The following is a 13,511-nucleotide window of genomic DNA, read 5'->3' as shown; positions in this document are numbered from 1 at the left end:
TTTCGTCAATCGAGATTAACAGGAGTAAAAATGGACAAGCTAAATATAGCCTTAGAAAATTGTTATGGAATAGGTAAACTAAATTTCGAATTTGACCTCGCAGTAAATCATAGGAGCAAAGGCGTTTATTCTATCTATGCTCCAAATGGATTTATGAAAAGCTCTTTAGCTCGAACCTTTGATGATATAGCTACAAAAACTGAAAGTAAGGATGTTATTTTTCCTGAAAGAGCCACCAAACGTGATGTGTTGTCAGATGGTAGATCAATTGATAGTGCCGATGTTTTTGTAATTAAACCATATCAAGAAAGCTACTCTTCGGAGCAAGTTTCACTTTTATTAGTAAATGACACCTTAAAACAACAGTACGACGACGCCCTAAAAAAGATACAAAGCAAGAGGGTAGAGTTTGTAAAAAGCCTAAAGGCTAGCTCTGGTATATCTGGAAGAAAGGAAAGTGTTGAATCAGTGCTATGTAATTGTTTCGGTAGAAGTGAAAAGGAGTTTTATGATTTGATTTCTGAATTAAATCAGCAAAAAGATGATTTTTCACAATTATCTGACATCAGTTATAACGAGCTGTTTAATGAAAAAGCTTTGCAATTGATAAGTTCAGGTAATCTCAGTAAAGAACTTAATGAATATATTGAAACATATGAAAACCTAGTTGATAAGTCCCCAATTCTTTCAAAATCATTTAACCATCAAAGTGCTAATAGCATTTCAAAAAGTCTTAATGACACTGGTTTTTTTGGTGCTAAACATACTGTCAATTTGACTCTAGATGGAAATAAACAAGAGGTTTTTACTCATAAAGAGTTACAACAGCTAATTGATGGTGAGCAAGCTAAAGTCCTAAGTGATGCTGGCTTGGCAAAGAAGTTTGCAGCAATAGATAAAAAATTAAGTAATGTTGATACTAAAAAACTAAGAGATTACTTAACCGAACATAAATGGTTATTGCCTGAATTGGCTGATTATAAAACATTGCAGAACAAGTTGTGGTTAGCTTATCTACAACAGCACAAAGGGATGTCGAACGAACTCGTTGAGATATACGACACAAATAAAAAGCTGATTTTAGATATTACTCAAAAAGCAAAAGAAGAACAAACGACTTGGGAAGAAGTAGTTAAAGTGTTTAATAAACGTTTTAATGTTCCTTTTAGCCTAAGTGTTAAGAATCAAGAAGATGTAATTCTTAATAGTGCTACACCAACAATTAGCTTTGACTTTGATGACGGAAGAGACGTTAAAAATGTTGGTAAAGCAATCTTAATGGATGTTCTTAGTCAAGGAGAACGACGTGCTTTATATATACTTAATTTATTGTTCGAAATTGAAGTAAGGAAACGACAAGAAGGTGACGTTTTATTTGTCATTGATGATATTGCAGATTCTTTTGATTACAAAAATAAATACTCAATAATAGAATACTTAAAAGAGTTATCCGAAAGACCAAATTTTAAGATTCTATTTTTAACTCATAACTTTGATTTTCATAGAACAATTTGTAGTCGAATAGGCATTTATGGCGCTAAGCGTTTATTTGCATTAAAAACGGATACAGAAATACTTCTTGAGCAGGAGCGCTACCAACGAGATGTCCTTACTTTTTGGAAGTCTCAGTTATCTGTAGACATTAAGTGTGTGCTGGCTTGTATTCCATTTGCTCGTAATTTAGCAGAGTATTGTGGGGGAGAAGAACAATATAATAAATTGACAGCTTTACTTCATATGAAGCCTGAAACTGGTGATCTATTGTTATCTGACTTGCAGTTGGTATATAGAGGGGTATTTGCGGATAAATCTGAAGTAATACTGCCTGATGGGCAAGATTCTATTAAAAATAAGCTGTTTGAAGTAAGTAATGAGATAGTTGTAGCTAATAACGATAAGGCAGAGCTTGAAGATAAAATTATTATATCTATTGCAATAAGGCTTCATGCAGAAGAGTTTATGATTCAAAAAATTAATGACCAAGATTTTTATGGCAGTATCACTAAAAATCAAACTAATGCTTTATTTGAACGCTTTATAAATGATTTTGGTGCAGAGACGACATCCATTGAAATTTTAGACCAGGTAAATCTTATGACGCCTGAAAACATACACTTAAATTCCTTTATGTATGAGCCTATATTAGATATGTCAGCGCAACATTTATATCAGCTTTATACGAAAGTTGAAGCGTTAAATAGCGTGTGAATTAGCTTTACTCATTGAGGTAGCGATAAGTTACCTCAACGAGGTTTTTTTAAAACCACCCTTTTATTCCCATTAAAGCCATTGCTGGTTATCTGTATTCAAGGTTTTTATCTCAATTTGAAAGTATTAATTACTTCAAAATATGATATAAACCTTGTTATATAAGGGAATAACTAGTTTTAATTGCGAGCCTATAAATGACATCCAAAAAAAATAAAAAAAAAGAATTAGGTATTGAAAAAAAGTCAGCCATAGAACTCGCACAAGCACAAATAAAGGCATACGATATCAGCCCTGCTTTGAAACAAATGCAGGCACAAATAAAGGCATACGAAATCAGCCCTGCTTTGAAACAAATGCAAGCGCAAATGAAGGTATTTGATACCAATCCCGCATTGAAACAAATGCAAGCGAAAATGAAGCTATTTGATACCAATCCCGCATTGAAACAAATGCAAGCACAAATGAAGGCATACGATACCAGTTCTGCTTTGAAACAAATGCAAGCGCAAATGAAGGTATTTGATACCAATCCCGCATTGAAACAAATGCAAGCACAAATGAAGGTATTTGATACCAATCCCGCATTGAAACAAATGCAAGCGCAAATGAAGGTATACGATACCAGTCCTGCTTTGAAACAAATGCAAGCGCAAATGAAGGCATACGATACCAGTTCTGCTTTGAAACAAATGCAAGCGCAAATGAAGGCATACGATACCAGTCCTGCTTTAAAACTAGCGCAAGAGCAGATGAAGGTATTCAATTCTAACTCAGCCATAAAACTGTCAGAACAAATCACTTCGATGACAGGCTTTCAATCTATTGCTGAAATGTATAAAGAGCAAAAACAAGCTCTGGAGAGAATTAATGATGTTCGTGAAATTTTAAAAACACAAAGTCACGGAATTTCGAATGTTATAGATATTAAAGAACACCTATCCAAACAAGGGGTCCAACTAGATAAGTTTAGTGGGCTAGAGCCATTAATTGCAGAATCTATTTCTATTGAAGATCAATGTAAAGGTGAAAATTCTAACCCGATAATTCTTAACGGCTTTTATGAGTTATTTCTGAGTGCTTTAGAAAGCAAAATAGCTAACATATTACTAATGGCGTTTTTTACAGTGTTTCTAAACCTAGTTTCTTCATATGTATATGAAAACTATATATCGGCACAAAACGAACTGAAACAAGCAACAAATAAACAAGAAGTTAAATCATTAATTCGAAAAGCAAAAAACTTTGATAAGTCAGCATTACAAGATTATAGAGTAATATCAGGAGATAATTTATATATACGCAAGCTGCCATCGATGAAAGGGGAAGTAATTACAAAATTAAAAATAGGTTCTCTTGTTGAAGTTCTTGATAAATCAAATAAGTCTTGGCTATTTGTAGAGTACGATAGTGATAATATGTCGGTGACAGGATGGGTTTCACGGAAATACACTTTTATTATCAAATAGGTCTTTATATTAAGTGGGATCAGGTACACTTTATTATTATCAGGCAATCAACAATAATTTCAACGACCGCAGTGAACTTAAACCAGTCCCACAAACAAGCAGTAAAATTTGGTTGAAATTGTCATGAGTTTGAACATGAATTCACAAAAAGCCAATGTCGACTATTGGCTAGCTGTTGCCTTAAAGAATAATCATCATCTAACGACAACTCAGAGCTTAAAGCGGCCATATATATTTGTGAGGCTATGATAGATTCAAAGTGTTTTTATCCCAAATCAATAACTTTTCTTGGCCGTTTAAGCTTATATATAACTTTATTCAGTCTGGGCGTTGCATTTCAATACCACAATCGAAATTTAACCATCAAGTGATTTCATAATATTACAAGCATCGACAGTATTGTCGCTTGGACATGATTTTGCCATGTTCTGAAGTTCCTTTCTTAATGCTTTTAATTCTTTCATTCGTTGATTAACTAACATTAATTGTCGATTAATCAGGGCATTAACACTGGAGCAACTTTCTTCGGGTTTATTTTTGAGTTCAATTAGGCGTTTAATATCAGCTAATGATATATCAAGGCTTCGGCAGTGTTTTACAAACTCTAATTCTTTTATTGATTTTGAATTATAGAACCTAAAATTTCCTTCCGTTCTTTCAGGCGCAGATACTAAACCTTCACGTTCATAGTATCTGATCGTTTGTATTGAAGCGCCTGAAACCTTCGACAGTTCACCTATTTTCATACAATCACTTAATTGCTTGACTCTATAGTTACTATAGGTTTTATAGTTATTATATACAAGTAGGTAGGAGTTAAAAAAATGAGTGGTTGTGGATGCGAAGTTGAATTAAAAAATAACCAACAAAAAACGGTACTTTATTGGTTGTTAGCGATTAACTCGGTGATGTTTGTCTTTGAGATTGGTTTTGGTTGGTTGTCGGAATCAACCGCGCTTATCGCCGATTCTTTAGATATGTTAGCTGATGCTATTGTCTACGCAATTGCCTTATATGCAGTAGGTAAGTCAATTCAACACAAAGCAAATGCAGCTTTAGTAAGCGGTTATTTTCAATTGATACTAGGTGTACTGATTTTGCTTGATATTGCACGACGGTTATTCGGAGAAAGCGAGCCTCATTCCTGGTTTATGATTAGTGTTGGTATGGTTGCTTTAGTCGCTAACATCATTTGCTTAATTTTAATTCGTAAACACAATAATGACGAAGTACACATGCGAGCTAGTTGGATATTTTCCGCTAATGACGTTATTGCAAACCTTGGTGTTGTTATCGCAGGTGTCTTGGTCATGGTGCTTCAGCAACGTTGGCCTGATATTGTTATTGGTAGCATCATTTCCGCATTAATTCTTCGTGGGGCTTATAGGATATTAGTTGATGCTAAACAAGAATTAGCAGCAACTAAGTCGCCATGCGTTCAAAAAAGTAAAGATGAAAAATCAACATCATGTTGTTCAAAATAACGTTTTTATTATGAAAGAAAAACTATTGATACGTACAAATATCCTTAACTTTGATCATCCTGAAATACAATCATTAATTTCAGGACGCTGCTGGCAAGAGCTAGATGAGTTTAACAAAATTGGTGCTGCTTACGATTTCGTTAAAGATGAAATTAAATTTGGCTACAACAACAGTGATGATATTCCTGCAAGTGAGGTACTTGCAGATGGTTATGGGCAATGTAATACCAAAAGCAATTTGTTGATGGCGCTATTAAGAGGTTTAGGAATTAAGTGTCGATTTCATGGGTTTACTATTGAACAACAGTTACAAAAAGGAGCTATTCCGGCCTATGTTTTTTGGTTAGCACCTAAATATATTATACATAGTTGGGTTGAAGTTTATTTTAATGGACGTTGGGTAAATTTAGAAGGGTTTATTCTAGATCGTCAATACTTAAACGCTTTACAGATTAAATTTAGCCAAATTAAAAATGAGTTCTGTGGTTATGGTGTTGCCACACAATGTTTATCATCACCTAATACTGAGTGGCAAGGGCAAGATACTTATATCCAAAAAGAAGGAATTCATGATGACTTTGGTATTTACGATTCACCCGATGAATTCTATCAAGAAAAGGGTACTAATCTGTCTGGATTAAAACGCTGCTTATATCGAAAAGTTATCCGTCATTTGATTAATAGAAATGTAGTTAAGATCCGAAACAATAAACTCTAAAGGTAAATCAATGCATAATCACAACCATTTACACAATCATGTTAATACAGACGATAAGAATAATCGAATTGGCTGGACATTTTTTCTTAATGTATCTTTTACTATCATTGAATTTATTGGTGGATGGTTAACTAACAGTACAGCAATTATGGCTGATGCAGTACACGACCTTGGTGACAGTCTTTCAATAGGCTTTGCTTGGATATTAAGTCATTTTTCAGATAAGAAACCGTCTGCTAAGTTTAGTTATGGCTACAGACGTTTAACGCTTTTTGGCGCTTTGATTAATAGTATTGTATTAATCGTCGGTTCTATTTGGGTTTTGATTGAAGCAATACCAAGATTATCAGAGCCAGAAATGCCGATGGTTGAAGGAATGTTCGGTTTAGCGATATTAGGAGTAGCCGTAAACGGATATGCAGTCTTTAAATTAAAAGCGGGCAACACCTTAAATGAAAAGGTTCTAACTTGGCACTTACTGGAAGATGTTTTAGGCTGGGTAGCCGTACTTATCGTGTCAATCGTATTGTTTTTTGTGGAATTACCCATACTAGATCCTCTGCTATCAGTGGGGTTCACTTTGTTTATATTATTTAATGTCTTAAAAAATCTTAAAACTACATTGGCATTATTTCTACAGGCTACACCTGAACAAGAGACGCAAGGTGACATAAAAAATGCATTACTTAGTTTTGCCGAAATAAGAGGAATTCATCATATGCACTTCTGGTCGCTTGATGGAGAAAGCCATGTATTAACGGTTCATTTAGAATTAAAGGAAAAACTATCTATTGAAGACCTGATGACGTTAAAACGTAATATTGCAATTAAATTAAGTTGTTATCATTTATCCCATACAACTATCGAATTTGAGTTTCCTGATGAATTATGTAGGGATGAGCCAATAAAGAATATTGATGGCTAGCTCAAAAATTTACATTCTGTTATTCTTATTACTCAAATTTTATTCGGTGGTTAAATTGAAATTTTCAGTTGTACTTAAAATGCTTTTATTAGTTTCGATTGTTTTACAGTCACTAACTGCCGTTGTCTCCGCAACATCACAAAGTCACCAATTAGATATAGAGCACATACAAACCCAACATGATCACAAAAGTGATTTCCATCATTCAAATGATAATTTAGAAGAAGCGGAACATGATATTAAAGACTGTCACCATTGCGGGCATTGTAATGGAAGTCATTTATCATGGATTGTCTTTAATAAAAGTAATACTGCAACCTCGCCATTCGAACTTAACAAAACTCCATATCAGTTTGTACAATCTAAAGCATTACTAGACGCTATTTTGCGTCCTCCTATTTCTTATTTTATTTAATTCTTTTTACCGCCAATTCATACCAATAAAGATGAATTTGGCTGATATTAATTAAAAAAATTAAGAAGTCTTATGTATAAATATATTAAAAATACAGGTGTGCTCCTGTCTTTTTGCTTAGCTGTAAGTATTTCAACCCCCGCTTACAGCAAGCAGAAAGCTATTTCGTGGCTTGATGCCCAAGTAAATAAAGATCCTGAAGTTATCGAGGCTAAAGCCTTATTAAAAGCAAGTAACTTTGAGGCTAAGAACTTAACTAAAGCCGTCTATAACCCTGAACTAGAAGCGAGTTATGAGAGAAACGGAAATTTCAATAATTACTCTATCGGTATATCGCAAACAATCGATTTTTGGGATAAAAGAGCTACCAATACATCACTAGGTGAAATCGGTGTGTATGCGAGTGAACAGCAATTATTAGTATTGCTTGATTCAAAAAAAGCAGATGTATTAACAGCTTTAGCCATATGGAAAAGTGCAAAGGAGACAGCACAACTATCTATTGAGAGAGAAAAACAACTGCAAACTTTACTGAGTATTACAGAAGAAAAGCAAGCAGCCGGATTACTTGAGCCTTTAGATACTGAGCTAGTTTACTTAAACCTTTCACAAGTTTTTAGTGAAATAGCAAACGACCAAATTGAGCTCAAAAATGCTGAATTAAAGGTACGTGAGTTATTGCCTGATTGGACACCTGAATTTGCCAATAAAGCTTCATATGAATTTGGCTTAACAAGCTATGAGTATCAAGCTCAGTGGGTTGAGCAACATCCAATTGTGCAGCTAGCAAAAGCGCAATGGAAAGCGCAACAAGCCAAAGCAGAATTAACCACTATAGAGTATAAATCTAACCCCTCTTTTGGGGTGAGTGCAGGACAAGATGGTGGTGAAAGTGCGGTCGGCTTAACCTTCTCAATCCCTTTAAACATCCGAAATAACTATTCAGATGCGACCAATGCCGCCTACTCAAAGTCAATTGCTGCCGAAGCAAATTTTCGCTCTGTATATCGGAAGCAGTCTTTTGAAGCTCAAGCTAACTATGAGTCGCTTCTTATTAGTCAGAAATATTATCAGCGATGGAAGCAGCTTATTCAAAAACGAGTTGAGAAGAGTACAAAGCTGATAAACGCTCGATGGGAGGCTGGTGATATTAACACAGCAGATTATTTATTAGCCTTGAGCCAACAAGCTGAAGGGCTGCATTCAGGCATTCAACTAGAAAAAGATTTTAGACTTTCCGAAATATCCTTCATTTGGAGTATCGGACAATTATCTAAGTTTGAGATTTAAACAGGCATCACTGCCAGTTAAATCTTAATATCCAAAATTTATAGGTATTAACATGAATACATTATTAAGCAAAAAGATATCAGTAATGATAATTAGTGGACTTTTTTTAAGTGGAGCTATAAGCAATGACCTGTACGCTCAATCACTTGATACAAGTACCACTGAAAAGGTGCATGCCGAACATGGGGATAATGAACACAACCACGACCATGACAGTAAAAATCATGGTACAGAAGAGCATCACGAAGGTGAACACTCTGAAGAAGGTGTAGAACATAGTGACCACTCGGAAGACTCTTCTGAGCGACATGATGAACATGACGATCATGATCACGGCAATGAAAGTAATGCCGCTGAAGAAGAACATGAAGAAGGTATTACCCTCAGCCCCAAAAAAATGTCACTGGCAAACATCCAAGTATCAACAATAATACCTGGATATCAATTCAGTACAATTTATGCACCTGGAGAGGTTAAAGCGAATGGGTACAAGAGTTATGTGGTATCACCTCGCACAGAGTCCGTTGTTATAAATAGACACGCCACCCTAGGTGAGCATGTTGAAGAAGGTCAAAAGTTAGTGACCTTATTTAGTGAAGCTGTTGCGCAAGCACAAGCAGATTACCTCGTTGCATCAACAGAGTGGCAGCGAATTAAAAAGCTAGGTAAAAACACCGTCAGTGAAAGTCGCTTACTGCAAGCCCAAACGGCATTTAATGCTTCTTATGGTAAATTAATCGCTTTTGGTTTAACAAAGCAGGCTATCGCTGAGATTTCAAATAAAGATGTTACGGCATTTGGGCAGTATTCATTAACAGCACACAGAGAAGGAGTTGTCTTACAGGATGATTTCATACAAGGACAAGGTGTTAATGCGGGTGATACGATTATGCTTTTAGCTGATGAAAAGCAGCTGTGGATTGAAGCAAAAGTATCACCGAATAAAAAACTCAATTTAGCCATTAATTCTCCTGCACTTGTTGTCTTTAATGGTGAGAATTACCAAGCAAAAGTGATTCAGGAAGCCCACACCATAGATCCCACCACGAGAACTCGGATCATTAGATTATCGGTGAATAATAAAGAGCATAAACTTCATTCTGGCATGTTTGTAAAAGTCTTATTTCAATTTAAAACTCAGCATAAAATATTAGCAGTTCCTGAAGATGCCTTAATTAGAAGCGCGGATGGTGACTGGACTGTATTTGTAGAAGATCACCCTGGTGAGTTTAAAGCTGTAGAAGTTGAATTAGGCCGTTCTTTAGGAGAGTTTAGAGAAATTTCTGGCTTAGAAAGTGGTACTCGTGTGGTTACCAAGGGCGCATTTTTTGTCGCCTCAGAAATAGCTAAAGGCGGATTTGATCCGCATAACCACTAGGAGCGCTATGATGTTTAATCGAATTATAGATTGGTCTGTTAACAATAGACTGCTAATACTGATTGCGCTTGTTGCCACCATTATTGGGGCAACGTTAGTTATCCCAAAATTAAACTTAGATGCTTTCCCTGATGTAACCAATGTTCAAGTTGCTGTAAATACTGAAGCACCTGGTCTTGCTGCTGAAGAAGTTGAACAGCTTATTACCTACCCAATTGAAGCAGTAATGTATGCTTTACCTGATGTAGAGCAGGTTCGCTCTATTTCAAAGACCGGTTTATCGGGTGTAACCGTTGTCTTCAAAGAAGGCACCGACATCTATTTTGCTCGGCAATTGGTTTTTGAACGCTTGCAAGCAGCCAAAGAACTAATACCAGAAGGTGTTGGCACACCCGAAATGGGACCAAATACTTCTGGTTTAGGTCAGGTATTTCAATATCTATTAGTGTCTGATAAAGAGGCTGGTTATGACGCAATGGCACTTAGAAGTCTTAATGACTGGATTATCAAACTACTGCTAATGCCTGTTGATGGCGTTACGGATGTTTTATCTTTTGGTGGTGATGTGAAGCAGTACCAAGTGAATGTCGATCCTTCTAAGTTATTAGCTTATGGGTTAACCCAAGAAGATATCGTTAAAGCCCTAGAAAGCAATAATACCAATGTGGGTGGCTGGTATATGAATCGTGGGCAAGAACAGCTTGTTATAAGAGGTACAGGCTGGTTTGAAAGTGGTGAAGCAGGTATTGGCAATATTAAACAAGTACCTGTTAAAACAGTAGAAGGTACAGTTGTCACTGTCTCTGATATTGCTAACGTTGAAATTGGCAGTGACATTCGTCAAGGCGCTGTCACCATGACACGGAAAACCGCTGATGGAAAAGTTGAAAACTTAGGGGAAGTAGTATCAGGTATTGTACTTAAACGTATGGGATCAAATACTAAAGCAACCATTGATGGAATTAATGCTCGAATTCCACTCATTAACCAAGCGCTGCCAAAGGGTGTTAGCTTTGAACCTTTTTATGATCAAGCTGATTTAATCGAACAGGCTGTCAATACAGTTGTAAATGCTTTGGTATTAGCATTTATCTTTATCTGTATCGTGCTTGCGCTGTTTTTAATGAACTTAAGAGCAACGTTTCTTGTACTTATTTCAATCCCAATATCTGTAGGTATAGCACTAATGATAATGGCCTGGGCAGGGATTTCAGCAAACTTAATGTCACTTGGTGGCATTGCTGTGGCAATTGGTATGTTAGTTGATGGCTCTGTGGTAATGGTTGAAAATATGTTCAAACATTTGAACAAACCTGATGCTCTCCACAACAAAGATGTTCAGTCAAGACTGCCGGCTGATGATGTTGATCCATATAACGTAGAAAGTGATGACCACGGCATAGAGTTACGTTTAAAAGAAGCGGGTAAAGAAGTGGCTCGTCCTGTTTTCTTTGCAGCGTCTGTTATTTTAGTTGTTTTCTTACCTTTATTTAGCTTTGAAGGTGTTGAAGCTAAATTATTTCAACCCATGGCGATTAGTATCATTTTGGCTGTGATCTCTGCCATCGTAGTCGCGCTTTTTATTGTGCCTGCGCTTGCGACGTTCATGTTTAAAAAAGGTATCAGAGAAAGAGAAAGTTTTGTCTTAAAACCTTTAGATAAACTCTATAGAAATAGCCTAGGCTTTGCCCTTAAGCGAACTAAGTTAGTTATTTCTATATCTTTATTATTAGTTGTATCAGCCTTCGCATTAATCCCACATATAGGTACTGAATTTGTGCCTGAGCTAGAAGAAGGAACAATAAACTTAAGGGCTACGCTGGCACCATCATCTAGCTTAGATACCGCGCTATCGGTCACGCCTATTTTGGAAAGAAAGTTAATGGAATTCCCTGAGGTGACCTATGCACTTAGCCGTATTGGACGCGCTGAAATAGGTGGTGATCCAGAGCCGGTCAACAATGTTGAAATCTATATTGGACTCAAGCCAGTATCACAATGGACAAGTGCATCAAACCGCTATGAGCTGCAAAACAAAATGGAACAATCCTTAGAAGAGTTCCCTGGTCTTTTGTTGAACTTCTCGCAACCCATTGCAACCCGTGTTGATGAACTTTTATCAGGTGTTAAAGCACAATTAGCGATAAAGCTATTTGGTCCTGATTTAGCGCAATTGGCTTTAAAAGGCCAAGAAATTGAAGCGGTAATTAAAGAGGTTGATGGAGCAAGAGATGTTGCACTTGAGCAAATTGCAGGTGAAGCTCAATTAGTGGTTAAGCCTAACAGACAAGAGCTTTCACGCTTTGGTCTTTCAGTAGGTGACATAATGGAAGTTGTTCAAGACGGTATAGGTGGTATTGCAGCAGGACAAATTATTAATGGCAATGAACGCTATGATATTTATGTTCGTATTGAAGAAGCCTATAGAGATAACCAAGAAGCTATTGCAGACATTCGCATTCAATCTCCAACGGGAGCTTGGGTTCGATTAGGTGATGTTGCGACAGTTTCATTTGAGTCAGGTCCGCCACAAGTGAGAAGAGATGATGTGCAAAGGCGCGTAGTTATTCAAGCTAATGTTCAGGGTCGTGATATGGGCAGTGTTGTTGCCGATATTAGAAAGGTTATTGCTGATAAAGTTGATTTGCCTGCGGGATATTCAATTTCAATAGGTGGACAATTTGAAAGCCAAGAACGTGCTCAAAAAAGGTTATTGATTGTCGTGCCACTGTCATTGGCGCTAATTGCATTATTACTTTACTTTGCATTTGGCTCAGTAGGTCAGGCTTTCTTGATATTAATTAATGTGCCACTTGCGATGATTGGCGGTATCTTTTCTTTGTATATCTCAGGACAGTACCTATCTGTACCAAGCTCTGTCGGTTTTATTACCTTGTTCGGCGTCGCAGTATTAAACGGTGTTGTCATGGTGGAAAGTATTAACCAACGCATCCAAGATGGCATAGATGCATCTAGCGCTGTTTTTGAAGGGGCAACATCAAGATTAAGACCTGTTTTGATGACGGCAATAACCTCGGCTTTAGGGTTGATTCCGATGTTAATGTCCAACGGAGTAGGGGCTGAAATACAAAGGCCACTAGCCAGCGTTATTGTAGGAGGTTTAATAACGGCAACCTTACTCACTTTATTTGTATTACCTGTTTTGTATAGGTGGTTTTCTAAAGCAAAAATTGAAGCGTTATCACAATAGTTAACTTTAAACAGAAGTTTTCAATTTTCATGTAGATGAATTGGAAACTTCTCATTTAAGCTATATTAGAATTGTATCTATATGATTTATTTTAAACCAAATAAAATACAAAACGGATTAAGACTCTATTTTATGGATGTCATTTAAAGATCATTTTAATTTTTAGATGTTTTAAGTCATTCAGAGTATATCTTAAGTGTAAAATCAGTAAATCTTAAGTTTCATCTGTTATTTTGATATTTTTAGAGGGGGTTTTTCATTGAAAATTTTAATTATTGTAGACTCAACATCATTAAGACGAAGCTTGAGAATTGGCTTATCAAATTTAGGTTTTACGGTTGATGATACTGGTGATAGTTCCGAAGGGTTAAGTATGGTTCTTGATGGTGTTTATTCTCAATGTTAAAACAAGT

At 36.2% G+C, this 13,511-nt stretch carries 10 protein-coding genes and 1 pseudogene; 10 read left to right on the top strand and 1 reads right to left on the bottom strand.

The genetic code is table 11. The features are described from left to right. Window positions 1–30 precede the first annotated feature (30 nt). Both ACSLUO_RS08985 and ACSLUO_RS08980 read left to right on the top strand, forming a co-directional pair. Window positions 31–2,208 carry an AAA family ATPase gene (locus tag ACSLUO_RS08985; RefSeq protein WP_448248096.1) on the top strand — a complete coding sequence of 726 codons (2,178 nt, stop codon included), beginning with the start codon at window positions 31–33 and terminating at the stop codon, window positions 2,206–2,208. A gap of 197 nt (window positions 2,209–2,405) precedes the next feature. Then, complete coding sequence (locus ACSLUO_RS08980) at window positions 2,406–3,677, top strand: SH3 domain-containing protein (RefSeq protein ID WP_448248094.1); 1,272 nt, start codon at window positions 2,406–2,408, stop codon at window positions 3,675–3,677. Window positions 3,678–4,033: 356 nt separating this feature from the next. On the opposite strand, the gene ACSLUO_RS08975 is transcribed toward ACSLUO_RS08980, so the two are convergent. Further along, window positions 4,034–4,423, bottom strand: coding sequence for a Cd(II)/Pb(II)-responsive transcriptional regulator (locus tag ACSLUO_RS08975; protein WP_448248092.1), 390 nt, complete (start codon window positions 4,421–4,423; stop codon window positions 4,034–4,036). 78 nt (window positions 4,424–4,501) lie between these two features. Between ACSLUO_RS08975 and ACSLUO_RS08970 the strand changes: the two genes are divergently transcribed. The 8 genes and pseudogenes from ACSLUO_RS08970 to ACSLUO_RS08935 all read left to right on the top strand — a co-directional run. Further along, window positions 4,502–5,161 carry a cation efflux transmembrane domain-containing protein gene (locus ACSLUO_RS08970; RefSeq protein ID WP_448248090.1) on the top strand — a complete coding sequence of 220 codons (660 nt, stop codon included), beginning with the start codon at window positions 4,502–4,504 and terminating at the stop codon, window positions 5,159–5,161. A gap of 10 nt (window positions 5,162–5,171) precedes the next feature. Continuing rightward, window positions 5,172–5,879 (top strand): transglutaminase-like domain-containing protein, encoded by a 708-nt coding sequence (locus tag ACSLUO_RS08965; protein WP_448248359.1) that lies wholly within the window; start codon window positions 5,172–5,174, stop codon window positions 5,877–5,879. A gap of 10 nt (window positions 5,880–5,889) precedes the next feature. Next, entirely contained in the window at window positions 5,890–6,804 is a 915-nt protein-coding gene (locus ACSLUO_RS08960; RefSeq protein ID WP_448248088.1) for a cation diffusion facilitator family transporter, read from the top strand. After that, window positions 6,797–7,219 (top strand): hypothetical protein, encoded by a 423-nt coding sequence (locus ACSLUO_RS08955; RefSeq protein WP_448248086.1) that lies wholly within the window; start codon window positions 6,797–6,799, stop codon window positions 7,217–7,219. The genes ACSLUO_RS08960 and ACSLUO_RS08955 overlap by 8 nt, the downstream gene beginning before the upstream one ends. A gap of 72 nt (window positions 7,220–7,291) precedes the next feature. Beyond that, on the top strand, window positions 7,292–8,509 hold the full coding sequence (locus ACSLUO_RS08950; RefSeq protein WP_448248085.1) for a TolC family protein: 1,218 nt from the start codon (window positions 7,292–7,294) through the stop codon (window positions 8,507–8,509). A gap of 52 nt (window positions 8,510–8,561) precedes the next feature. Continuing rightward, window positions 8,562–9,887 (top strand): efflux RND transporter periplasmic adaptor subunit, encoded by a 1,326-nt coding sequence (locus ACSLUO_RS08945; RefSeq protein WP_448248083.1) that lies wholly within the window; start codon window positions 8,562–8,564, stop codon window positions 9,885–9,887. 10 nt (window positions 9,888–9,897) lie between these two features. Next, the gene (locus tag ACSLUO_RS08940) at window positions 9,898–13,098 is read left to right on the top strand and encodes an efflux RND transporter permease subunit (protein ID WP_448248358.1); all 3,201 of its coding nucleotides are present in this window, start codon (window positions 9,898–9,900) and stop codon (window positions 13,096–13,098) included. Between the two features lie 259 nt (window positions 13,099–13,357). Further along, window positions 13,358–13,492 (top strand): annotated as a pseudogene (locus tag ACSLUO_RS08935) (response regulator transcription factor); the annotation flags it as partial. Window positions 13,493–13,511: the final 19 nt, after the last annotated feature.

It is taken from the genome of Thalassotalea agariperforans, from assembly GCF_053470345.1.
This window is presented reverse-complemented; position numbering and strand designations above follow the sequence as displayed.

Coding starts and splice junctions, on each gene's coding strand:
- ACSLUO_RS08940 (WP_448248358.1), top strand. CDS start 9,898: ATGTTTAATCGAATTATAGATTGGTCTGTTAACAATAGACTGCTAATA.
- ACSLUO_RS08980 (WP_448248094.1), top strand. CDS start 2,406: ATGACATCCAAAAAAAATAAAAAAAAAGAATTAGGTATTGAAAAAAAG.
- ACSLUO_RS08950 (WP_448248085.1), top strand. CDS start 7,292: ATGTATAAATATATTAAAAATACAGGTGTGCTCCTGTCTTTTTGCTTA.
- ACSLUO_RS08955 (WP_448248086.1), top strand. CDS start 6,797: ATGGCTAGCTCAAAAATTTACATTCTGTTATTCTTATTACTCAAATTT.
- ACSLUO_RS08985 (WP_448248096.1), top strand. CDS start 31: ATGGACAAGCTAAATATAGCCTTAGAAAATTGTTATGGAATAGGTAAA.
- ACSLUO_RS08960 (WP_448248088.1), top strand. CDS start 5,890: ATGCATAATCACAACCATTTACACAATCATGTTAATACAGACGATAAG.
- ACSLUO_RS08970 (WP_448248090.1), top strand. CDS start 4,502: ATGAGTGGTTGTGGATGCGAAGTTGAATTAAAAAATAACCAACAAAAA.
- ACSLUO_RS08975 (WP_448248092.1), bottom strand. CDS start 4,423: ATGAAAATAGGTGAACTGTCGAAGGTTTCAGGCGCTTCAATACAAACG.
- ACSLUO_RS08965 (WP_448248359.1), top strand. CDS start 5,172: ATGAAAGAAAAACTATTGATACGTACAAATATCCTTAACTTTGATCAT.
- ACSLUO_RS08945 (WP_448248083.1), top strand. CDS start 8,562: ATGAATACATTATTAAGCAAAAAGATATCAGTAATGATAATTAGTGGA.